The 20,732-nt window shown below is 73.2% G+C and carries 15 protein-coding genes; 11 read left to right on the top strand and 4 right to left on the bottom strand.

The features are described 5' to 3' along the window. Window positions 1-34 precede the first annotated feature (34 nt). From ACWENQ_RS31785 to ACWENQ_RS31810, 6 genes are all read left to right on the top strand, one after another. Window positions 35-721 carry a polysaccharide deacetylase family protein gene (locus ACWENQ_RS31785; protein ID WP_449925012.1) on the top strand — a complete coding sequence of 229 codons (687 nt, stop codon included), beginning with the start codon at window positions 35-37 and terminating at the stop codon, window positions 719-721. 70 nt (window positions 722-791) lie between these two features. Beyond that, on the top strand, window positions 792-1,160 hold the full coding sequence (locus ACWENQ_RS31790) for a nuclear transport factor 2 family protein (RefSeq protein ID WP_449925009.1): 369 nt from the start codon (window positions 792-794) through the stop codon (window positions 1,158-1,160). Window positions 1,161-1,300: 140 nt separating this feature from the next. After that, window positions 1,301-2,608, top strand: a complete 1,308-nt coding sequence (locus ACWENQ_RS31795) for an MFS transporter (protein ID WP_452417481.1) — start codon at window positions 1,301-1,303, stop codon at window positions 2,606-2,608. A gap of 632 nt (window positions 2,609-3,240) precedes the next feature. Next, a complete protein-coding gene (locus ACWENQ_RS31800) occupies window positions 3,241-4,041 on the top strand; it encodes a hypothetical protein (protein ID WP_449925004.1) in 801 nt (266 codons plus the stop codon). Window positions 4,042-4,126: 85 nt separating this feature from the next. Continuing rightward, on the top strand, window positions 4,127-5,200 hold the full coding sequence (locus ACWENQ_RS31805; protein ID WP_449925001.1) for a DUF917 domain-containing protein: 1,074 nt from the start codon (window positions 4,127-4,129) through the stop codon (window positions 5,198-5,200). Window positions 5,201-5,351: 151 nt separating this feature from the next. Further along, a complete protein-coding gene (locus ACWENQ_RS31810; RefSeq protein WP_452417483.1) occupies window positions 5,352-7,457 on the top strand; it encodes a helix-turn-helix domain-containing protein in 2,106 nt (701 codons plus the stop codon). 61 nt (window positions 7,458-7,518) lie between these two features. Here the strand turns inward: ACWENQ_RS31810 and ACWENQ_RS31815 are convergent, their stop codons facing one another. Then, entirely contained in the window at window positions 7,519-10,455 is a 2,937-nt protein-coding gene (locus ACWENQ_RS31815) for a BTAD domain-containing putative transcriptional regulator (protein WP_449924996.1), read from the bottom strand. A 52-nt stretch (window positions 10,456-10,507) separates the two neighbouring features. Here ACWENQ_RS31815 and ACWENQ_RS31820 point away from each other — a divergent pair, with 52 nt between their 5' ends. Further along, complete coding sequence (locus ACWENQ_RS31820) at window positions 10,508-11,350, top strand: NAD(P)-dependent oxidoreductase (RefSeq protein ID WP_452417484.1); 843 nt, start codon at window positions 10,508-10,510, stop codon at window positions 11,348-11,350. Between the two features lie 37 nt (window positions 11,351-11,387). Here ACWENQ_RS31820 and ACWENQ_RS31825 read toward each other — a convergent pair whose 3' ends face one another. Both ACWENQ_RS31825 and ACWENQ_RS31830 read right to left on the bottom strand, forming a co-directional pair. Continuing rightward, window positions 11,388-13,004 carry a hydantoinase B/oxoprolinase family protein gene (locus ACWENQ_RS31825; protein ID WP_452417486.1) on the bottom strand — a complete coding sequence of 539 codons (1,617 nt, stop codon included), beginning with the start codon at window positions 13,002-13,004 and terminating at the stop codon, window positions 11,388-11,390. An 8-nt stretch (window positions 13,005-13,012) separates the two neighbouring features. Next, window positions 13,013-15,034 (bottom strand): hydantoinase/oxoprolinase family protein, encoded by a 2,022-nt coding sequence (locus ACWENQ_RS31830; protein ID WP_449924987.1) that lies wholly within the window; start codon window positions 15,032-15,034, stop codon window positions 13,013-13,015. Between the two features lie 167 nt (window positions 15,035-15,201). Between ACWENQ_RS31830 and ACWENQ_RS31835 the strand changes: the two genes are divergently transcribed. Next, window positions 15,202-16,140: an RNA polymerase sigma-70 factor gene (locus ACWENQ_RS31835; protein ID WP_452417487.1), complete on the top strand. Its 939-nt coding sequence runs from the start codon at window positions 15,202-15,204 to the stop codon at window positions 16,138-16,140. A 308-nt stretch (window positions 16,141-16,448) separates the two neighbouring features. On the opposite strand, the gene ACWENQ_RS31840 is transcribed toward ACWENQ_RS31835, so the two are convergent. Then, window positions 16,449-17,096 (bottom strand): TetR/AcrR family transcriptional regulator, encoded by a 648-nt coding sequence (locus ACWENQ_RS31840; RefSeq protein ID WP_452417489.1) that lies wholly within the window; start codon window positions 17,094-17,096, stop codon window positions 16,449-16,451. A 349-nt stretch (window positions 17,097-17,445) separates the two neighbouring features. On the opposite strand from ACWENQ_RS31840, the gene ACWENQ_RS31845 reads away from it, so the two are divergent. From ACWENQ_RS31845 to ACWENQ_RS31855, 3 genes are all read left to right on the top strand, one after another. Then, complete coding sequence (locus ACWENQ_RS31845) at window positions 17,446-18,972, top strand: alpha/beta hydrolase family protein (protein ID WP_452417491.1); 1,527 nt, start codon at window positions 17,446-17,448, stop codon at window positions 18,970-18,972. 535 nt (window positions 18,973-19,507) lie between these two features. Continuing rightward, window positions 19,508-20,263 carry an SDR family oxidoreductase gene (locus ACWENQ_RS31850; protein WP_452417492.1) on the top strand — a complete coding sequence of 252 codons (756 nt, stop codon included), beginning with the start codon at window positions 19,508-19,510 and terminating at the stop codon, window positions 20,261-20,263. Window positions 20,264-20,282: 19 nt separating this feature from the next. Next, window positions 20,283-20,693 (top strand): cupin domain-containing protein, encoded by a 411-nt coding sequence (locus ACWENQ_RS31855; protein WP_449924979.1) that lies wholly within the window; start codon window positions 20,283-20,285, stop codon window positions 20,691-20,693. Window positions 20,694-20,732: the final 39 nt, after the last annotated feature.

Below are 20,732 nucleotides of genomic sequence, written 5' to 3' on the forward strand. Positions count from 1 at the left end.
AAGCGAGATACGTAACTGGGGGCGAGGGGGGACGATGGTGGGCTGGCGTGCGCTGGTGCCGGTCGTGGCCATGACGACGATGGCGACGACGATGGTGACGGCGGGACCGGCGGTGGGCCTGGGCCCGGCGCCCGCCGCGCACGCCGCGGTGGCGCCGGAGCAGAAGGTGGTCTACCTCACCTTCGACGACGGGCCGTCGGAGTACACGGGCAAGGTGCTCGACATCCTGCGCGCCAACGACGTGCACGCCACCTTCTTCCTGCTCGGCGCCAACATCAAGGAGCACAGGGCGCTGGCCGGGCGGATCTTCAGCGAGGGGCACAGCCTGCAGAACCACAGCTGGTCGCACCCCGACCTGCGGCTCCTGCCGTGGCCCGTCTTCAAACGCCAGGTGCTCCGCACCGACGCCGAGATCAGGAAGCAGACCGGCTACACGCCGGGATGCCTGCGCCCGCCGTACGGGGCGGTCAACAAGAAGGTCCGCAGGGAGGCCGCGGCGCTGGGCAAGCGGGTGCGGCTGTGGACCGTCGACCCGCAGGACTGGGCCAGGCCCGGCGCCAAGGCCATCGCCAGACGGGTGTTGAAGCAGGTCGAGCCGGACGGGATCGTGCTGCTGCACGACGGCGGCGGCGACCGGCGGCAGACCGTCGCCGCCCTCCCCAAGATCATCAAAACGCTGAAGGAACGCGGCTACGTCTTCCACCGCCTGTGGTGCGGGTGACCCGCCGGTTCCCGGGTCGCTCTAAAGTGTCTGGGTCTACCGGATACCGAGCAGGAATGAGAGGCCAACGATGACACGCCAGGCAGTGTGGGCGGTTGTGACCGGCATGTACGACGCCTACACCAGAGGCGACAGGGCGGGCATCGACCGCCTGCTGCACCCCGAGGCGACGATCTTCGACTCGGCCGCGCCGGACCTGATCACCAGCAGGGCCCAGCTGGAAAAGGTGCGCGACGCCCGGCCCACCGACGGCCCCCAGGAGACGGGCGTGACCGCCTACGACGAGGTGGTCGACGTGTGGGGCGACACCGCGCTGGCCCGCTACCTGCTGCGCGTCGACTACGCCACCGGCGCGTCGGAGACCGTGCGCACGACCACCGTGCTGCGGCGCTCCGACGACGAGTGGCTCATCGTGCACGTCCACGAGAACACCCTCTGACCTGGGCGTATCCTGAAGCGCGAGGGCGTGGTGCACAGGCCGCGCCCGCCCGCATGGGCGTCGTGCACACGGAGAGCGAGAGGGGGCGGTCCTATGGTGCGCCATATCCGTGCAGCGCCCCCCTCCTCCGAGGAGCACCCATGACCGCCACCGACGCCCGGACCCTGCCCATCGGGTCCGCGTTCGACCGCATGCCGTTCACCCGACGGCACGTGCTGATCGCCCTGGCCCTGTTCATCGCCTTCGTCATCGAGTCGTGGGAACAGCTCGCGCTCATCTACGTCTCCGGCGACCTCGGCGAGGAGTTCGGAATCGGGCAGGCGGGCGTCGGCGTCGTCCTGTCGGCCGTGGCGTTCGGCATGATCCCTGGCGCGCTGGTGTGGGGTCCGCTCGCCGACCGCATCGGCCGCAAGCCCACCTGCTTCTGGTCGCTGCTGTCCTACGGCGTGATCGCCCTGGCCTCCGCCTTCGCCCCGAACCTGGCCACCCTCGTCACGCTGCGCGTCGCCTCCGGGCTCGCCCTCGCCGGCGTCTACACCGTCACCTTCCCCTACTTCCTCGAACTGCTGCCCACCAGGAGCCGCGGCAGGGCGGCGGTCTACCTGTCGATCGGCTGGCCCGTCGGCATGCTCGCCGCCATCGGCGCCTCGGTCGCCCTCGGCGACCTCGGCTGGCACGTCGTCGTCATCGCCAGCGCGGCGGCCGGGCTGTGGGCGTTCGCGATCAGGGCGTGGGTGCCCGAGTCGCCGTACTGGCTGGCCGCCCGCGGCCGCCAGCACGAAGCCCGCCAGGTGCTGCGCACCCTCGGCAGCCCCGACACCGACGCCACCTTCACCGTCGCCGCCCGGCGTGTGGGCAACCCGCTCGACCTGCTGCGCGGCGGGCTGACGAAGATCACCGTGGCGATGCTGCTGCTGAACTTCGCCTTCAACTGGGGCTACTGGGGCCTGCAGACCTGGCTGCCCACGCTGCTGCAGGAGAAGGGCCTCACCCTCGACGCCTCGCTCGGCTTCGCCGCGCTCAGCGCGCTGATGATGATCCCCGGCTACGTGAGCGCCTCCCTGCTGACCGGCCGCTTCGGACGCAAGAAGGTCTTCCTCGTCTACGTCGTGGCGGCGGCGCTCGGCGGCCTGTGGTTCGCCCTGGCCGACTCCACCTTCGAGCTGTACGCGGGCAACTTCGTGCTGTCGTTCTTCAGCCTGGGCGCGTGGGGCGTCTGGAACACCTGGAACGGCGAGTTCTACCCGACGGCGCTGCGCGGCACCGGCTACTCGTGGGCGACGGCAGCCCAGCTGATCGCCACCACGCTGGCGCCCTCCGCGGTGGGCGCGCTGCTGGCCAACGCCACCGGGTTCACCGCGACGATGCTGGTGATCAACGCGTTCATGGTGGTCACGGCGTTGCTGGCGGTGCCGCTGCCGGAGACCGAGGGGCGCGAGCTGGAATGATCCTCGGCGTCGCGCTCGGGCGGCACGCGACCACCGTCGTGGCCGTCCGCGACGGCGTCCCGATCGCCTCGTGGTCATCCTCCGGTACGGCCGGCCCCGATCCCCGCGTTGTCGCCCCCCACGTTGTCGACCCTCACGCTGCCGGCCCTCACGTTGTCGACCCTCACGCTGTCGATCCCCCCGCTGCTGGCCCTCACGCTGTCGGCTCTCACGAGTTCGGCCCCTTCCTGCCCGGTCTTGCGGACGTCTTCGTGCTGTCCGGTCTTGCCGGCGCATCCGGTCTTCCGGGCGGGCCCGGCCCTGCTGGGGCATCCGGTCTTGCCGGCGCCCCTGGTCCTCCTGGCACCTCCGGTCTTCCTGCCGCGCCCGGTCTTCCTGGCAGGCCCGGTCTTCCCTGGACGCCCGGCCTTCCAGGGGCTCCCGCTGATCGGGGGACGCCCGGCCGGGCCGGCGATCCCGGCCGTCGCGCCGCGTCCGGCCCGACCGGCGCCGGAGGCTCCCCCGGCGGGCGCCGCGGGAACGAGCGCCCTGGAAGCCGGACGGGCCACCCCGAGACCCGTATCACGATCCGACCGGAAGAGATCCGCGCGGCCTGCCTGGCCATCGACCTCGCCGACGTCCCGGCCGCGCCGGTGGCCGCCATCAGGGTCGGCGGACCGTGCCCGCCCGTCCTCGGCCCGCACGTCCCTCACCCCAGAGGCAGGGCGACGATCGTCCGCGGCGGCCACAGCCTGACCGGCCGCCCACTCGCCCCTCTCGACACCGACGCCGTCCGCCTCTTCGCCGCCGGCTGCGGTCTGCTCGACTTCGCGGTGACGGCGACGGGCTCGCCCACTCTCGCCGACCACGAGCTGGCCGTCGCCGACCTCGTGGCCGCCGAGGTTCCGGGAGCGCGCATCACGCTGTCGTACGAGTTCGGCAGGCCGGGGCTGCGGGAGAGGGAGCGCGAGGCGATACTCAACGCGTCGCTGCGACCCGAGGCGGAACGGGTGGCCGACGCGCTGGCCGCATGGCTGCCCGGCATCCCGCTGTACGTGGCGCGGACCGGCGAGGGGCTGGTGTCCTCCTCCTACTTCCGCCGCTACCCGCTGGTGTGCGCCCGTGGGGGCACCGCCGCCGCCCTGCGCGGCCGGCCGGCCCCGCCCACGGTCGCCGGTGGTGACCCGTCTCCGGACCCCGCAGGGGAGGCGGCGGCCTACGGGGCGACGCTGGCGGGTCCCGTGGCCGGGGTGGAACGGATCGTGCGGGCACGGGGCCGGGCCGAACTGGACCGGGAAGTGGACGACGCCCGCGACGAGGCGCTGACACGGGTGGTGAGCGCCGGGGCCGCCCCGGGTTCGGCGCGGATCGAGGCGCTGACGGTGAACCCGCTGTCGTACCTGCCCGACGGCCTCTACCGGGTACGCGTCACCGCCGAGGGGACCACCCCATGACCGCCGCGCCGTCCGCCCTCGGCCGGCGGCTGCGAGCTCGGGCGGGTCGTGCCTCGCACGTCCGGCCCTCCGTGCAGTTCTTGGGTTGGCAGCGGACCGCGTGGCGGAGGCGGCCGTGATCGGGCGGTCGGACATGATCGGGCGGGCGGAGCTGCCGGTGTTCGCCGCGGGGTCGCGGCTGTTCGCCACCGGCGCCGCCGAGTCCGCCTTCCACCTGGCCGTCGACTGGGCCGGCGCCGTCCTCGACACGCCGGTGCGGCTCGTCCCGGCCACCGACCTGCCGCCCGACACCCTGTGCGTCGCTGTCACGCTGGTCGGCTCGACGACGGCCATGGGGGAGCAACTGCCCGAAGGCGGTGAGCCCGCGCGAGCCGTACAGGCCCTCGAACGCCGGCTCGGCACCCGCGCCGGCGCCGTCGTGGCGCTGAACCTGGCCGCCGAGAACGCCCTCCTCCCGCTGATCGCGGCGGCGGCGCTCGGCCTGCCGCTGGTGGACGGCGACGGTTCCGGCAGGGTGTTCCCGCTGGTGGAGCAGACCACCTACACCCTGGGCGGCATCAGCCCCACCCCGCTGGCGCTGGCCGGCCCCGCCGGGGAACTGGTGCTGCTGGAGACCGCGCCCGGCAGGGTGGAGGAGACGCTGCGGCCGCTGGTGTTGTCGTTCGGCGGGTGGGGGCTGGCCGCCTGCTACCCGATGCGGGCCGCCGACCTTTCCGGGGTGCTGGTTCCGGGCACGGTGTCGATGCTGATGGCGGCGGGGCAGCCGGGTGCGCCGCGTTCGGCCGCCGCCCCGTACGGCGTGCGCCGGTTGTGCGTGGGACGGATCGTCGCGGTCGAGGGCAGCAGCGGACATGGCGCGGACCTGGCGATGCCGTCGCTGCCGTCGAGCATCGTGGTGGAGGAGAGCGAGGGACTCGGCAGGCTGGTACGGCTGGAGGCGCACAACGAGATCGTGCTCGCGCTGGCCGACGGGGCGCCGGTGGCGATGGCGCCCGACCAGATCTGCATGATCTCCTCGGCCGACGGGATGGTGGTGGACGTGGACAAGGCCAGGCCCGGCATGCGGGTGGAGGTCCTGGTGCTGCGTGCCGCTCCTGCCTGGCACACCGACGAGGGGCGCGCGCTGGGCGGGCTGCGGGCGTTCGGGGTCCCGCTATGACGCCGTCGGCGTGCGTCACCGACTGCCCGGTGGAGGTGCTCGGGGTCGTGAAGGCGAGGTGCCCGGGGCCGGTGCTCAGGGTCGTCAGGGGCGCGGTGGGGTCGTGCGGGTACGAGGCGCACGGCGCCGGGCGCGGAGGCGGGAGATGCAGGTGAGTGGCTCTCAGGGGCGTGAGGTGCGGGGCTGGGAGGCGCCGGTCACCGTGGCCGAGCTGGTCAACGGCGGGCCGCTGGCGGGTGCCCGGATGTATGGCAGCGGCGAGCACCCCGTCCACCAGGTGCGCATCGTCGACGACCTGTCGGTGTTCTCCAGCGTGGCGCCGCACACGGCCGTGGTGCTCATCGGGGCGGCGGCCAGCGGCGGCTGGGCGGTGGAGATGGCGATGCGGCGCGCGTGGGAGCAGGCGGCAGCGTGCGTGATCGCGCCCGCCGAAGCGGCAGGGACGGGATCGAGCATGGGATCGAGCGCGGTGCTCGCCGAACGCCTCGGCATCACGCTGATCGTCGTGGCCGCCGATCCGCTGGTGACGGCCGTGGAGGTGGCGTCGGCGGCGGCGCGTCCCTCTGCCGCGCGTACCCAGCTCGTCGCCCGCTGCGCGACCAGACTGGCCGAGGCGGGTGCCTCGGCGCGCCGGGTGCTGGGCGTGCTCAACGCGGAGCTGCCCGGCACCTCCGTGGCCTTCGTCGACCCGTACGGCACGCGCCTGGCCGGGCGTGCCGCCGCGCTGGCGCCGGCCGGTCAGGGGCCGTGGCCGGTCGAGGTCGAGGTCACCGGCCCTGAAGGGACGGCGCTGGGCAGGCTGGTGGCGGCCGGGCCGGCACGGTCGGCGGGGTGGCCGGCGGTGGTGCGCGCGGTGCTCGGCCTCGCCGTCGCCCCAATGACGGCGTGGGCCGCGGCCGAACGGCTGGCGGCGTCGAGCGACTTCGCCCTCCAGTCGGCCCTCGCCGACCGTCTCCTGACCGAGTCCGCCATCACGGGCGCAGAAGGCGCGCCGGCGGGCACCGAGGCCGCCACGACGGCGACGGGTATCCAGGCCGCCATCAAGGGCACTGAGGAGGGCATGCGGACGGGCAGCGACGCCGCCACCACGGCGACGGGCACCGAGGCCGCCACAGGAGCGACGGGCACCGAGGCCGCCACCGGAGCGACGGGCACCGAGGCCGCCATCACGGGCATCGGGGGTGTCGCCACAGGCACCGAGGAGGCATTCCCTCGCCCCGAAGAACACGGCGCCGGTGGTGTCCGTCAGGAGGCCACGGGCAGAGCCGGTGCGTCTCCGGCCGGCGCGGGCCCGGGTCGTGGCATCCGGAAGGGCGAGGGCGGGAGTAGCGCCATCCGTAAGGACGAGAGCCCGGGTGGTGCCTGGCCGGCAGGCGAGAGCCCGGGTGGTGCCAGGTCGGCAGGTGCGGGCAGGGGTGGCGCCTGGTCGGCAGGTGCGGGCAGGGGTGGCGCCTTTCAGGGTGGCGCGGTCCGGGGAGACGCGGGTCGGGGTGACGCCTTCCAAGCAGGCCCGGGTAAGGGAGGCGCCGTCCAGGGAGGCGCGGGTCGCGGCGGTGAAGGGCAGCAGGAGCCCGCGGGTGAAGGGGTGTGGGCGAGGGCGGTGGCGCTGGGATGGGCCGTGCGTGGACCCATGGCGGCGTTCATGATCAGGCCGTCGGGCCGCGCGCCGAGCCCCGGCGACGCGGAACGGGCACGCGCCGTGATCGTCGCGACCGTCGGCCAGGTACCGGTCGTCGCCAGGGGCGGAGGCTGGGCGGGCTGGTCCGCGCTGCCTCCCGAGCACCTGGCCGAACGGCTCGGCCGGGCCGTACAGGCGCTGCCGTGGCCGTGCGCGGCAGGCGTCGGCACTCCTGTCGCCGACCTGCGGGCGATGGGGGAGTCGCTGCTCGGCGCCGAGGCGGCGGCGTTCCTCGCGCGGGCGGGAAGCGTCGCGCGCGCCGACCGGATGGGCCCCGCCGAGCTCCTGGCCGCCATCCCGGCCAGCGCGCTCATGGCCCCCGCGACGGTGGTGCTCCAGCCGCTGCTGGCCATGGACAGGGACGGCACGCTGCTGGAGACGCTCGGCGCGGTGCTGGGCGAGGGCGGCGCGGTGCGGGCCGCCGAACGCCTCGGTGTGCACCGCAACACCGTCACGGCCCGCCTCGACCGGATCAGGGAGGCGGGTTACGACCTCGACGACCGCGCCACGAGGCTGGCGCTGCAACTGGCCTGCCACGTGCTCGGCTCCACCGCGCCACCGCCCCGGCCGGCCACCTGACCCCTCCGACCGAGCCCCCACCAGAGCCACCAAGGGCCGCCGCGCCGCCTGGTCCGGTGCGCTACGCCTGCTCGACGAGCATGAGCATCTCGTCGAGCGGAAGCTCCTCCACCCGCGCGTCGCCCAGCGCCTGCCGTACCCGGGACTCGATCCTGTCGACGTCGCCGCGCTCGGCCGGTGGCAGTGGCGCGCCGACGGCGCGGCGGGTGGCGGCGGCGGTGGCGAGCAGGCGGGCGGCGAGGTGGTGGCGCCCCGCCAGCGAGTGGGCGCCGGCCAGGCCCTCGAGGGCGAGCGCGACCGCGCGGGGGTCGCCGCTGGCGCGCGCGGCGGTCAGACCCTGCAGGTGCAGGTCGAGGGCGCCGGCGGCGTCGCCGCGCTGTTCGGCGACGAAGCCGAGCTCGGCCATGACCAGCGCGGTGCCCGGTCTGGCGTCGAGCAGGCGCATCCAGTCGAGCCAGGTGCGCAGGTGGGCCTCGGCCTCGTCCAGGTCGCCCTGGCGCCTGGCGGTGAGGGCCAGGCCGGTCTGCGCGAACTCCTCGGCCGGCTTGCTGGCCTGCTCGGCGGCCAGCTGCTTGGCGCGGGTGTGGAGCTCGCGGGAGCGTTCGTGGTCGCCGCGCAGCAGGGCCAGCCGGCCGAGCCCGGACAGGCGCCAGGAGACCTCACTGGTGAGGCCGAGCTCCTCGATGAGGCGCAGGCCCTCGGTGCGCAGCGCGGTGGCGCGGGCGTAGTCGCCGGTGATCTCGGCGTGGGTGGCCAGGTGGTCGGCGGCGCGGGACTGCCCCCACCGGTCGCCGAGCGCCCGGAACGCCTCGAGGCCGGCCGTGGCGTCGTCGTGGAGGCTGGTGAGGTCTCCGGCGAGCAGCGCCTTGCCGGCACGTGTGCTGAGGGCGGCAGCGGCGCCCCACCGGTCGCCGAGCGCGCGGAAGCCCGTCAGGGCGGTGTCGGCGAGCGGGCCGGCCTCGCCGATGCCGCGCTGGGCGGAGGCGAGGAACCACTGGGCGCGGGCGAGCCCGGCGGGATCGTCGTGGAAGAGGGCGAGGGCGGCGCCGGGGTCGGCCGGTTCGCCCGCCAGGAGGGCGAAGCCGGCCTGCCAGGCGGCGGTGCGCGCGTCCGCGCCCCGCCGGAGTGCGTGCGCCAGGTGGCGGCGGGCCTCGGTGAGGTGTCCGCGCAGGAACCAGTACCAGGCGAGGGCGTCGACGAGCCGGTGGGCGAGGCCGGCGGGCGCGTGGTCGAGCGCGGCCCGCAGGTTGGCCGCCTCGGCGTCGAGGACGGACAGCCACGCGCGCTGCTCGGCGCCACGCAGGTGCGGCTCGGCCCGTTCGGCGAGCGCGGTGTAGTAGGCGGCGTGACGGGACCTGATGGCCGCCTGCTCGCCCGCCTCCTCGAGGCGTTCGAGACAGTAGGTCTTGACCGTCTGGAGGAGGCGGTGGCGCGGGCCGGGCGTCACCAGCGAGCGGTCGACGAGGCGGGCGAGGCAGCCGGCGACGTCGATGTGCGGCTCGGCGCAGGTGTGCTCGGCCGCCTCCAGCGTGCACCCGTCGGCGTGGACGGCCAGGCGCCGCAGCACCGTGCGTTCGGGTGCGGTGAGCAGGTCCCAGCTCCAGTCGATGACCGCGCGGAGGGTGCGCTGGCGCGCCGGGGTGCCGCGCTGCTCGGCGGTGAGCAGGTGGTGGTCGAGGCGTTCGGCCAGGGCGTGGCCACCGAGCGCCCGCGCGCGGGTGGCGGCCAGTTCGATGGCCAGCGGGATGCCCTCGAGCCTCGGCACCAGGGCGGCGGCCTCCTCGCCGGTCAGGCCGGGGGCGAGCGTGGTCAGCAGCAGGGTGGCGGCGCCGGCGTCGAGCGGCGGTACGGCGTAGGCGCGCTCGCCGGGCACGGCCAGCGCCTCCCTGCTGGTGGCCAGGACGCGCAGGCCCGGAACCTCGCGCAGCAGCGCGGCCGTCAGAGCGGCGGCCGGCTCCACGAGGTGCTCGCAGTTGTCCAGGACGAGCAGGGAGGCGCGCTGGGCGCGCAGCGCGGCGGCCAGGTCGCTCTCGTCGCGCAGGCCGAACGCCCGGCTGACGGCCTGGACGGGATCGTCGCTGTCGGCCAGCTCCACGAAGCGGGCGCCCGGGTGGTCGCCGGCCGCCTCGAGAGCCAGGCGCGTCTTGCCGACGCCGCCGGGACCCGTGAGCGTGACCAGCCTGGCCCGCTCCAGGATCGAGCGGACCTGCCGCAGGTCGGACTCGCGACCGACGAGCCCGGTCAGCGCGGCGGGCAGGGCCGGCGACGGGGCTACGGGCGGGTGGATGCGCGGCGGCGGGTCGAGCGAGGGGTCGTGGCGCAGGATGGCCTCGTGCAGCGCGGCCAGCTCGGGGCCCGGGTCGAGGCCGAGCTCGTCGGCCAGCAGGGCGCGGGCCTGGGCGTAGGCATCCAGCGCCGCGCTCTGGCGGCCGGCGCGGTAGAGGGCGCGCATGTGCAGGCCGCGCAGCCGTTCGCGCAGCGGATGGGCGGCCACCAGCGCGGCCAGCTCGACCGGCCGGCCCTCCAGGAGGCGCCGCTCGGCCTGGTCCTCGAGCGCCGTGAGGCGCAGCTCCTCCAGGTGGGTGATCGTGGCCGCGGCGAACGCGGCGTCGGCGAAGTCGGCCAGCGCGGGCCCGCGCCACAGCGCGAGCGCCTCGTCGAGGCGGCCGTCGGCCAGCAGGTCCTGGAAGCGGGTGGCGTCGAGCTCGGGGGCGTGCAGCAGGTAGCCGGGCGGCCGGGAGACGACCAGGTCGCGGGCGCCGGGCTCGGCGCCGTTCAGGGCCCGGCGCAGGTGCCAGACCCTCGTCTGCAGCGCGGCGTGGGCGTCGGCGGGCGGAGTGTCGCCCCAGAGGTCGTCGATGAGGCGGTCGGCGGGGACGACCCGGCCCTCGTGGGCCAGCAGGTCGGCCAGCAGGGTGCGGACCTTGCGCTCGCGGACGCGGACGGGAGCGCCGGCGTCGGTGCGGACCTCCAGCGGGCCGAGGATGGCGAAGCGCATGGCGACACCGTATCGAGAGCGGATCGAGAGGGCGGTGCCGCACGGTGGAGGCATGACTACGGTAACGGTGATCGGGCTCGGCCTGATGGGGAAGGCGCTCGCGGGCGCCTTCGTGCGTGCGGGGCATCGCACGACGGTGTGGAACCGTACGGCGGGCAGGAACGTGGACGGCGCGGAACACGCGACCGACGTCGCGGCGGCGGTCGCGGCGGCTCCCCTCGTGGTGGTGTGCGTGGTGAACAACGACGCGGTGCGCCAGGTGCTGGAAGAGGCCGGGTCGCTGGCGGGCAAGGTGCTGGTGAACCTGACCAACGGCACCCCCGCCCAGGCGCGCGAGGTGGCGGCGAGGGTGGCCGAGCTGGGCGGCCGCTACGTCGACGGCGGCATCATGGCGGTGCCGCAGATGATCGCCGGCCCCGGCGCGCTGGTTCTTTACAGCGGCTCGGCGGAAGCCTTCCACGAGCACGCGGCGACGCTGGAGGCGCTGGCGCAGGCGCGGTTCATGGGCACCGACCCGGGCCTGGCCGCGCTGTACGACCTGGCGCTGCTCAGCGGGATGTACGGCATGCTCGGCGGGGTCTTCCACGCGTTCGCCATGGTGCGGGCGGCCGGCGAGGACGTGCGCGAGTTCGCGCCGATGCTGGGCGCGTGGCTGTCGGCCATGATGGCGGGCATGCCCGAGCAGGCCGAGCAGATCGTCTCCGGCGACTACGCCACCGACGTGTCGGCGCTGGCGATGAACCAGCTGGCCATGCCCAACTTCGTCGAGGCGGCCAAGGAGCTGGGACTGCGCCCCGACGTGCTGCTGCCGATCCAGCGGCTGATCGACAGGGCGGTCGAGGCGGGGCACGGCGCTGACAGCCTCACCCGGCTGGTGGAGATGATCAAGGAGTAGGGGTGGCGGCCCCGCCACGCGGCGGGGCCGCCCTTCGCTAGCGCGTCACCATGCCCTGGGCGAGGTCGTCGGCGGCGGCCTCGGGGTCGCGCAGCTCGGCGGGGCCGTACCCGCCGCCGCCGCCCGACTCGCAGCGCAGGACGTCGCCCGCCCGCACCGGCAGGGCGTTGACCTTGAGCATCTCGCGCTGCCGCGGGGAGCCGGGGTTGAGCGTGACGCGGGGCGGCGCGCCGGCCGTACCGCCGGCCAGGCCCCAGGCGGGGGTGACGGAGCGCTCGAACCACAGCGACAGGGAGGTGTCGCCGATGAACTCGTACTCGCGGACGACGCCGTTGCCGCCGCGCCACTGTCCCAGCCCGCCGGTGTCTGGACGGACCTCGTAGCGGGTGACGCGGACGGGGAAGAGCGTCTCGAGCACCTCGATCGGCATGTCGCGCAGCGCGCCGTTCACGTTGTTGATCAGGCACGTCTCGCCGTCGCCGCCCTCCCACGCGCCCCAGCCGCCGACGGTGGCCTCCTGGGAGACGTACAGCTTGCCGGTGCGCGGGTCGGTGCCGGTGAACTGGACGATGAGCGAGTCGCCGTAGGAGGCGGCGGCCGCCCGGTCGGGCACGACCGGCGCCAGCGCCTTGACGACCAGGTCGATGAGCAGGCCGAGGTGGGAGTAGTAGTACTGGCAGGCAGCAGGTGACTGGGCGGCCAGCATGGAGCCGGGCCTGGTGACGACGTCGAGTGGGCGGAAGGAGCCGCCGTTGAGCGGCACGTCGGCGCTGACGAGGAGCTTGTAGGCGACCCTGACGGCGGCGACGGCCTGGGCCGCCCCGCAGTTGACCGGGCCGGTCGCCTGGTCGGCGCAGTCGGTGAGGTCGACGTGGACGCGCTCGCCCTCGACGGTGACGGTGACGTTGACCGGCAGCGGGGTGTCCAGGTCAATGCCGTCGTTGTCGAGGAAGCCGCCCGCGGTGTAGGTGCCGTCGGGGATGGCGGCGATGGCCTGCCGCTCGAGGCGCTCGGTCTGGGCGAAGATCTCGTCGCGGGCCGCCATGACGGTCTCGATGCCCCAGCGCCCGACGATCTCGGCCAGGCGGCGCTGCCCGGTCATCGCGCAGGCGACCTGGGCGCGCATGTCGCCCAGCGTGGCGTGCGGGAAGCGCACGTTGCGGGCGATGACCTCGTGCAGGTCGCGGCACGGCCGGCCGTTGTCGTAGATCTTCGTCGGGCCCATGCGCAGGCCCTCCTGGAAGATCGAGGTGGAGTCCATGGAGCCGCCGGGGTCCTTGGAACCCATGTCGAGCCAGTGCGCCCTGGAGGCCGCGAACCCGGCCAGCTCCCCGTCGACGAAGATCGGGCCGTAGACGGTGACGTCGTTGAGGTGGGTGCCGCCGATGTAGGAGTCGTTGAGCACCCAGACGTCACCCTCCTGCCAGACGTCCCTGCCGAGCAGACGCTCCGTCTCGCGCGTGCAGACCTCCAGGTTGCCGAGGAAGATCGGCAGGCCGCTCGACTGGCCGAGGACGTTGTGGTCGCGGTCGAGCAGCGCGACGGCGCAGTCCTTGGCCTCGTAGATGACCGGCGTGTAGGAGGAGCGGATGAGCGTGGTGTTCATGTCCTCCGCCGCCTGCAGGAGCGCGCAGCGGATGATCTCTGTGGTCACGGGGTCGATCATGAGGTCACCTTGATGATCAGGAATCCGTTGGCGTCCACGGCGGCCAGGCAGCCGGGCGGGATGACGGTGGTCGCGGTCTCCTCCACCACGATGGCGGGGCCCTCGATCTCGCCGTCCAGGGCGCTCCTGCGCAGCACGGGCGTGCGGTGCACCCGGCCGTCGAAGATCACATCCCGTACGGCGGGCGGGTGCGTCTCGCCGGCCGGCGGCGCCGTCGCCGTCCTGGGGAAGGTGCCGAAGCCGGTGCTGCGCAGCATGACGAACTCGACCGGCGCCTCGGGGGTGGCGTGGCCGTACCTGCTGACGTGGGCCTCGGCGTAGCGCTCGGCGACGGCCCGCAGGAAGCCGGGCGTGGCGGGCTCGGCGGCGTCTCGCAGCGGGATGGTGAGGGTGTAGTCCTGGCCCTCGTAGCGCATGTCGACCGCGTGCTCGACCCGCCGCCGCCCGGACGGCACGCCCTGGCCGTCGAGCGCGGCCAGCGCGTCGCGTTCCAGGTCGGCCAGCCGGGCGGCCATGTCGCCGCCGTCGAGGTCGTCCTGCGGGCGGAAGTACGGGTGCGTCAGGTCGCGCCGCACGTCGGCCTCCAGCATCCCCCACGCGGAGAAGGCACCGGGGAAGCGCGGCACGACGACCTCGCCGATGCCGAGCTCGCGCGCGATGAAGACGGCGTGCATGGCGCCCGCGCCGCCGAAGGCCACCAGCGCGAACTCGCGCGGCTCCACCCCGTGCTCGACCGTGAGGGTGCGGATGGCCTGGGCCATCTTGGCGTTGGCCACGTCGCAGATGCCCTCGGCCAGCTGCAGCGGATCCATGTCGAGCGTCTCGGCGAGCGTGGCGACGGCCGTCCCCGCCGCCTCGACGTCCAGCCGCATCAGGCCGCCGGCGAACCAGGCCGGGTCGACGCGGCCCAGCACCACGTTGGCGTCGGTCACCGTCGGCTGCGTGCCGCCCCTGCCGTAGCAGGCCGGCCCCGGTACGGCTCCCGCCGACTGCGGTCCGACGCGCAGCGCGCCCGCCTCCGTGTAGGCGATCGAGCCGCCGCCCGCGCCGATGGTGTGCAGGTTCACGATCGGCATCAGGACAGGGAAGCCCTCGATCCTGGCCTCGGCGCTGACGTCGGGGCGCCCGTTGACGACGAGGGAGACGTCGAAGGAGGTGCCGCCCATGTCGACGCAGATGGCGTTGTCGCGGCCGAGCAGGCGGGCCGCGGCCACCCCGCCCATGGTGCCGCCGACGGGCCCCGACAGCAGGGTCTGCAGCGGTCGTCTCATCGCGTATCCGGCGTTGACCAGGCCGCCCGACGACTGCATCACGTGCACCGGTACGGCCAGCCCGCGCTCGGCGAAGCGCTGCTCGATCCGCGACAGGTAGCGGCGCACGACCGGACCCGTGTAGGCCTCCAGGACCGCCGAGGAGGTGCGCTCGTACTCCCGCCACTCTCGGGCCACCTCGTGGCTGAGCACGACCAGCACCTCGTCGCCGAGCTCCTGCCGGAGGATCTCGCCCGCCCGGATCTCGTGCGCCGGGTTCACGTAGGAGAACAGCAGCGTGACGGCGATCGCGTCGAACCCCTCCGCCTTCGCGCGGTGGGCGGCCCGCCGTACGGCCTGCTCGTCGAGCGGCTGCAGCTCCTCGCCGCGCCAGTCGAGCCGGCCGGCCGCCTCCATGACGTCGCCGCGGGGGACCAGCGGGGCCGGTTTGCGGTAGCGCAGCTCGAACATGCGGTCGCGGTTGCCGCGGGCGATCTGGTAGACGTCGCGCGCGCCCTCGCTGGTCAGCAGCAGCACCCTGGCGCCCTTGCGTTCGAGGAGTGCGTTGAGACCCTGCGTGGTGCCGTGCACGAAGAAGGAGATGAGGGACGGATCGTCGACCACCCGGCCGAGCGCGGCGAAGACGCCCTCGGCCAGGTCTCCTGGGGTGGTCGGCGCCTTCGAGGCCAGCACCGCACCGCTCTGCTCGTCGTAGCAGACCACGTCGGTGAAGGTGCCGCCGATGTCCATGGCGACGCGATATGTCATGGTGGCACCGTATGCGGTGGCGGGCCGTCGCGGGTGTGCGAGGCGCACGGCCACGGCCCCGCACCCGTGCGTCCCGCACCCCGTTCCTCGCAGGCGCGCCGCCGGCGAACCGTCCTGGGTGCTCGACGGAGAGGCGGCAGGTGGCGGTCCAGGATGGGGGAGCGGCGATGGCGGACGGCGAAGCGGCTGACGCGCGGGATCTCGAACAGGCCGCGGCGGTCTTCGACAGTGTGCGGCCACGGCTGTTCGGGATCGCGTACCGGATGCTGTCCAGCGTCACCGAAGCCGAGGATCTCGTGCAGGACGTCTGGCTGCGCTGGCAGAGCTACGACCGTGCCACGGTCGGCCATCCCGCCGCGTTCCTGGCCACGACGACCACGCGGCTGGCCATCAACGCCGCCCGGTCCGCACGCGTCCGCCGCGAGACCTACCTCGGCCCATGGCTGCCCGAGCCGGTCGACACCGGTGCGGACCCGCACCTCGGCGCGGAGCGAGGCGAGGCGCTGGAGCTCGCGGTCCTGCTGCTCCTGGAGCGGCTGTCTCCCACCGAACGCGCCGCGTACGTTCTGCGGGAGGCGTTCGACTACCCCTACCGGCAGATAGCCGAGATCGTCCAGCTCAACGAGGCGGCCGTCCGCCAACTGGTCAGCAGGGCCCGCAAGCGGGTGGTGGTCGAGCGTCGCTCGCCCGTGACCACGGGCGAGCAGCGCAGGCTGCTGAAGGCCTTCGTCGCCGCCGCCCGCTCCGGCGACCTGACCGCGTTGGAAGAGCTCTTCGCCGCGGACGTGACCAGCTACTCCGACGGCGGCGGCGCCGTACGCGCCTCCCGTTTCCCCGTGGTGGGCGCGTCTCGGGTGGCCAAGTACGTCAGGGCGTTCGCGGGTCACTTCTGGACAGGGGTCGACGTGGCGTGGGCGAGCACGAACGGGCAGACCTCCGCCCTGCTGAGCCGCGACGGCCAGGTGTTCGCCGTCCTGACGGTGACCGCCTCGGCCCAGGGCATCGAGCAGGTGTTGTGGATGATGAACCCGACCAAGATCACCGCTGTGTCCGCCACGTCTCCTCGATGCACGGGCGGGTGCGAACCCGGACCTCGCGCCGTTTGAACCGGCTCGCGACGTGGGCGAATGCGTCATCCGGGCAGGACTGCCGGCGGGCCGCGGCAAAGTGCTCCACTCTGCCCAACGCGGCCATCACACGATCTCCAGTTCCATCACACCTGGTTGATCACAGCGGTGGCCGTATCGATCGAGGCCCTGATGACCGTTCACCCTCGATCACCGCGCGGCGGCCGCTCCTCGTGATCTTGTAAGGGCCTGGGGAAGGCCCCTGCGTCTGCCCAGGTCAAGGTTGCTCCGACCTTCGGGGGCGTCGTCACGGGCGGCGCCCGTGTACGCGCCGTCGTGCTCCACGCTCAGCGGGTCCCCTGCCGATTGGCCTGATCCCGGATTCCGCCGAGTACGGTGTCGAAGATCCGGTCGAACTCCTCCACAGACCCGAAGCCGGCCTGCAGGGATGCGAGGGCCGCCATCGTCGGGTACGCGGTGGCGTTGATCGCGGGCATGTCGCCGACCTTGTCGGATCCGCCGCTGAGGACCGCCAGCAGGTATCCGTTGAGGAAGCCGAACAGCATCAGCGGCGCATCGGCGATCACCTGGTCGGGTAGGCCGGCCTCACGCATCGCGGTGACCAGTCGTTCCAAGGCGGTGAGGGCTACCGGCGACGTCTGGGCGCGCGTGGCCAGCAGCGGGAACACCCGGGGGTGCCGGTAGGCCATTTCCCGGTAGCCGTGCGCCGTACGGCGGGCGACTTCTTCCCAGCCGTGGGGGGCGTCGTCCGCGACGGCCGCCACCTCGGCGAGTACGGCCTCGGATATCGCGTCCAGCAGTGCCGCCTTGCCCTTGATGTGGTGGTAGATCGACATCGGGTCGACCTCGAGTTCCTCCGCGAGGCGCCGTACCCCGAAGCGTTCAAGGCCGTCGCGGTCGACGAGCGCGACGGCGGCGGCGGCGATGCGCTCGCGGTCGAGCCCCGCTGAGGTGCCCTGTGCGCGTCTGGCCATATCCATTCCTCCCGCTTGTCAAACCTACACCGTAGAATCTATCGTGAGGCGAAAACCTACGATGTAGGTTTCGGGAAAGCGGCGGTCATGGCCACAATCACCAACCGTCCACCGTCGACACGCTCCGGCCACGTCCGCGACGCGTACCCCGACCGGGGTCAGTCACCGATGCACGGCAGCCATCGGCGAGCATCCGGTTGCGGCGGCGGGCCCCATACAAAGCCCCATGCGAACAGGAGACCCGCATGCCTAAACTGCCCGAGCCGCAGCTCGCCGACGATGTGTTCCGGCTCGACCCGGTCTCCACCCGAATGGCCGTCGGCGCCAGCCGCAACCTGAGGAGCACCTGATGAGACCCCTGGAGATCCTGTCGTCGACTGTCAACCTGCTGGGGCTCGCGATCGTTGCGATCCCCCGGCTGCGCGCGCTGCGCTGGCCAGGCTTCGCGGTGCCCGTCGCGCTGCTCCTGGCGGCGGCGCAGGTCCTCGTCGAAGGCCCGCGCTGGCAGATGGCCCCGGCCTACGCGCTGACCGCGATCCTCTTCCTGACCTGGCTGACCGGCATCATCCGGCCGAGTGCCGTACACGTCAACCGGCTGGTCGCCGGCTCGGGCGCCGGACTCGGTGTGCTGGCGACCCTCGCGTCCGTCCTGCTGGCAACGGTGATGCCCGTGTTCCGTTTCCCCACGCCGACCGGCCCGTATGCGGTCGGCACGACGACCTACCACTGGGTGGACGCAGGCCGTCCGGAGCTGTTCAGCGACACCCCCAATGATCATCGGGAACTCATGGCGCAGGTCTGGTATCCCGCCGAGCCTCAGCCCTCGGCACCGCGCGCCCCCTACATTCAGGACGCCAAGGCGGTGACGCCGGCGATGACGCGCCTGGCCGGCTTTCCGGAGCCCATCTTCAGGCAGCTCAGGTACGTGACCACCAACGCCGTCGCGTCCGCTCGGATGGCGGCCGACAGCCCCCGCTACCCGGTGCTCATCTCCCTCACCGGGCTCAGTGGGTTCCGCGCCGCGAGCACCTTCCAGATCCAGGAGCTGGTTTCGCACGGCTACGTGGTCGTCGGGCTCGACCAGCCGGGCGCCGCGGCCATGACACGCTTCCCCGACGGGCGGGAGATCCCAGGATGGCCCAGGGACAAGATCTATCCGCTGATCGACCAGAGCTGGACGCCGCGGCCCGACGCGCCGACCCTCCAAGGGGAGGCGCTTCCCGACGGGATCATCCCGTACTTCGCGCAGGACGTCAGCTTCGCGCTCGACCGGCTCGCGGGGCTGAACGAGGCCGACCCCACCGGCATCCTGACCGGCCGCCTCGACCTCAGGCGCGCCGGCGTCTTCGGGATCTCGTGGGGCGGCGCGACCGGGGCCGAGGCGTGCGCGAACGATCAGCGCCTCAGGGCGTGCTTCATCATGGACGTGCAAATGACGGCCCACGTCGTCAAGGTGGGCTTGCAGCAGCCAGTCATGTTCATGACCCGCGATGCCGAGACCTTCCGTCTCGAACGGGAGCGCAGCGGCGGCTGGCCGGAGGGGGAGATCTCCGGGACCATCGAGACCATGACCGACGTGTACCAACGCCTGCCGAGCGCCGGCTACTACGTGGAGGTCCCCGGGTTGTTCCACGTCGACTTCACCGACGTCCCGGTCTGGTCACCGATCACACCGCAACTTGGCCTGAACGGGACGATCGACGCTCGGCGAGCACACGACATCATCAACGCCTACTCGCTCGCGTTCTTCGACAAGCATCTCATGGGACGGTCACCGTCACTGCTCGAGGAGCCGTCGAGCCGCTTCCCGGAAGCGCGGTTCATGCATCGCCAGGGCGGGCCAAAGCGGCTGTCAACCACCGCGCACCCTCGGTGACCGTGTCCATGCCGCCAGGTGGCGCGCTGGCCGCAGCCGCGGCGCAGCGCCTCGCGCTTGAACTCCGGGGCAGGAACAACCCTGCCGACAGCGCCTCCAGCGTCGCCACCAGCCCGACCAGGCCAACATGCCTTCGATCACCGGCGGCGTTCCACCGGCTGACCTCAGCGAACGGGTGCCCTGCCGCTGACCGGGATGAGGCCGGACACACCCTCGTTGGGGTGCCGTTGAGAAGTGTGATGAACCGCCAGACATGGCCTGACCTCGGAAGCCGGTGAACTGCCGGGCGAGGCGAGGTCGGCATCGCGGCACCTAGGTCGAAAGCACGGAGACCGGCCCGCCCACGAAGCCGCACCGGGTGGGGCCGCGCCGACCTGGTCCGTGACGAACGCGCAGGTCAGCGGGCACGCGCAGAGAAGAGATCTCGACCGATGCCGATTGAACAGCGCGGTAGCGGTCACAAACCCTGGGGGCTGTCCTGTCGTGACCGGCGACCGAGGGCGACCGAGTGCCCCGGCGGCAGGGAAGGTTCGTTATGAAGATCGTGGTAATCGGCGGGACCGGGCTGATCGGCTCGAAGCTCGTGACGAAGCTGGCAGAGCACGGGCACGAGGCGGTGGCCGCCGCGCCGGACACCGGAGTCGACACCCTCACCGGCGAAGGGCTGGCCGAGGTGCTGACCGGCGCGTCCACGGTGGTCGACGTGTCGAACTCGCCGTCGTTCGAGAGGGCCGCGGTGCTGGAGTTCTTCGAGACCTCCACCGGCAACCTGCTCGCGGCGGAGGCGGCGGCGGGCGTGGGTCACCACGTCGCGTTGTCGGTCGTGGGCACCGAGCGGATGCCGGACAACGGCTACTTCGCGGCGAAGATCGCCCAGGAGAGGCTGATCGAGAACTCCCCGATCCCGTTCTCGCTCGTGCACGCGACGCAGTTCTTCGAGTTCGTCCGCAGCATCGCCGACGAGGCCACGGTCGATCGCCAGGTGCACGTGGCGCCGGTGCGCTTCCAGCCCATCGCGGGTGACGACGTCGCCCAGGCGGTCGGCCGGGTCGCGGTGGGGTCGCCGCTGAACGGCAGGGTGGAGGTGGCCGGGCCCGAGCAGTTCCGGATGGACGAGTTCTTCCGCGAGGCCCTGGCCGCCTGGGGCGACTCGCGCGAGGTGGTCACCGACCCGCAGGCGCGCTACTTCGGCAGCGTGCCGGGCGAGCGGACGCTGGTGCCAGGGGAGGGCGCCACCCTCGGTCAGACCAGATACCGCGACTGGCTCGACCGGACCGCCACCGGAAAGTAGATCAGCGAAAGGCTCTTCCATGTCCATATCGAGATCAACCGCGTGGCAGACGGCGCTCACCGTGCTGCAGGAGGCCGAGCCGCCGTTCATCCCCGACGGGGCGAACGTGATGACCGTGATCGTCGAGTATCCGCCCGGCGACCCGGGGGCGCCGCCGCACCGGCATCCCGGCCCCGCGTTCGGTTACGTCCTGGACGGCGAGATGCTGCTGGAACTGGAAGGCGAGCCAGAGCGGGTCGTCCGCGCCGGCGAGGCGTTCTGGGAGCCGGGCGGAGACGTCATCCACTACCAGGACGGCAACAACCGCGCCGACATCCCGCTCCGCTTCATCGTCACCATGCTGTGCGAGCCCGGCAAGCCCATGCTCGTCCTGGTCGACGACGAGGAACTCGAGCAGCGCAAGGACCGCCGCGCCCCTCGCCCGTCCTGAGCCCGGTCCCATGGCCGGCCTCCGCGCCGGCCTGGTGAC

This window comes from Nonomuraea sp. NPDC004354 (genome assembly GCF_053602555.1).

Bases quoted from the DNA above. Each gene is read 5' to 3' on its own strand.
- ACWENQ_RS31785 (WP_449925012.1), top strand. From the start codon at position 35: ATGGTGGGCTGGCGTGCGCTGGTGCCGGTCGTGGCCATGACGACGATG.
- ACWENQ_RS31790 (WP_449925009.1), top strand. From the start codon at position 792: ATGACACGCCAGGCAGTGTGGGCGGTTGTGACCGGCATGTACGACGCC.
- ACWENQ_RS31795 (WP_452417481.1), top strand. From the start codon at position 1,301: ATGACCGCCACCGACGCCCGGACCCTGCCCATCGGGTCCGCGTTCGAC.
- ACWENQ_RS31815 (WP_449924996.1), bottom strand. From the start codon at position 10,455: ATGCGCTTCGCCATCCTCGGCCCGCTGGAGGTCCGCACCGACGCCGGC.
- ACWENQ_RS31820 (WP_452417484.1), top strand. From the start codon at position 10,508: ATGACTACGGTAACGGTGATCGGGCTCGGCCTGATGGGGAAGGCGCTC.
- ACWENQ_RS31830 (WP_449924987.1), bottom strand. From the start codon at position 15,034: ATGACATATCGCGTCGCCATGGACATCGGCGGCACCTTCACCGACGTG.
- ACWENQ_RS31835 (WP_452417487.1), top strand. From the start codon at position 15,202: ATGGCGGACGGCGAAGCGGCTGACGCGCGGGATCTCGAACAGGCCGCG.
- ACWENQ_RS31840 (WP_452417489.1), bottom strand. From the start codon at position 17,096: ATGGCCAGACGCGCACAGGGCACCTCAGCGGGGCTCGACCGCGAGCGC.
- ACWENQ_RS31845 (WP_452417491.1), top strand. From the start codon at position 17,446: ATGAGACCCCTGGAGATCCTGTCGTCGACTGTCAACCTGCTGGGGCTC.
- ACWENQ_RS31850 (WP_452417492.1), top strand. From the start codon at position 19,508: ATGAAGATCGTGGTAATCGGCGGGACCGGGCTGATCGGCTCGAAGCTC.
- ACWENQ_RS31855 (WP_449924979.1), top strand. From the start codon at position 20,283: ATGTCCATATCGAGATCAACCGCGTGGCAGACGGCGCTCACCGTGCTG.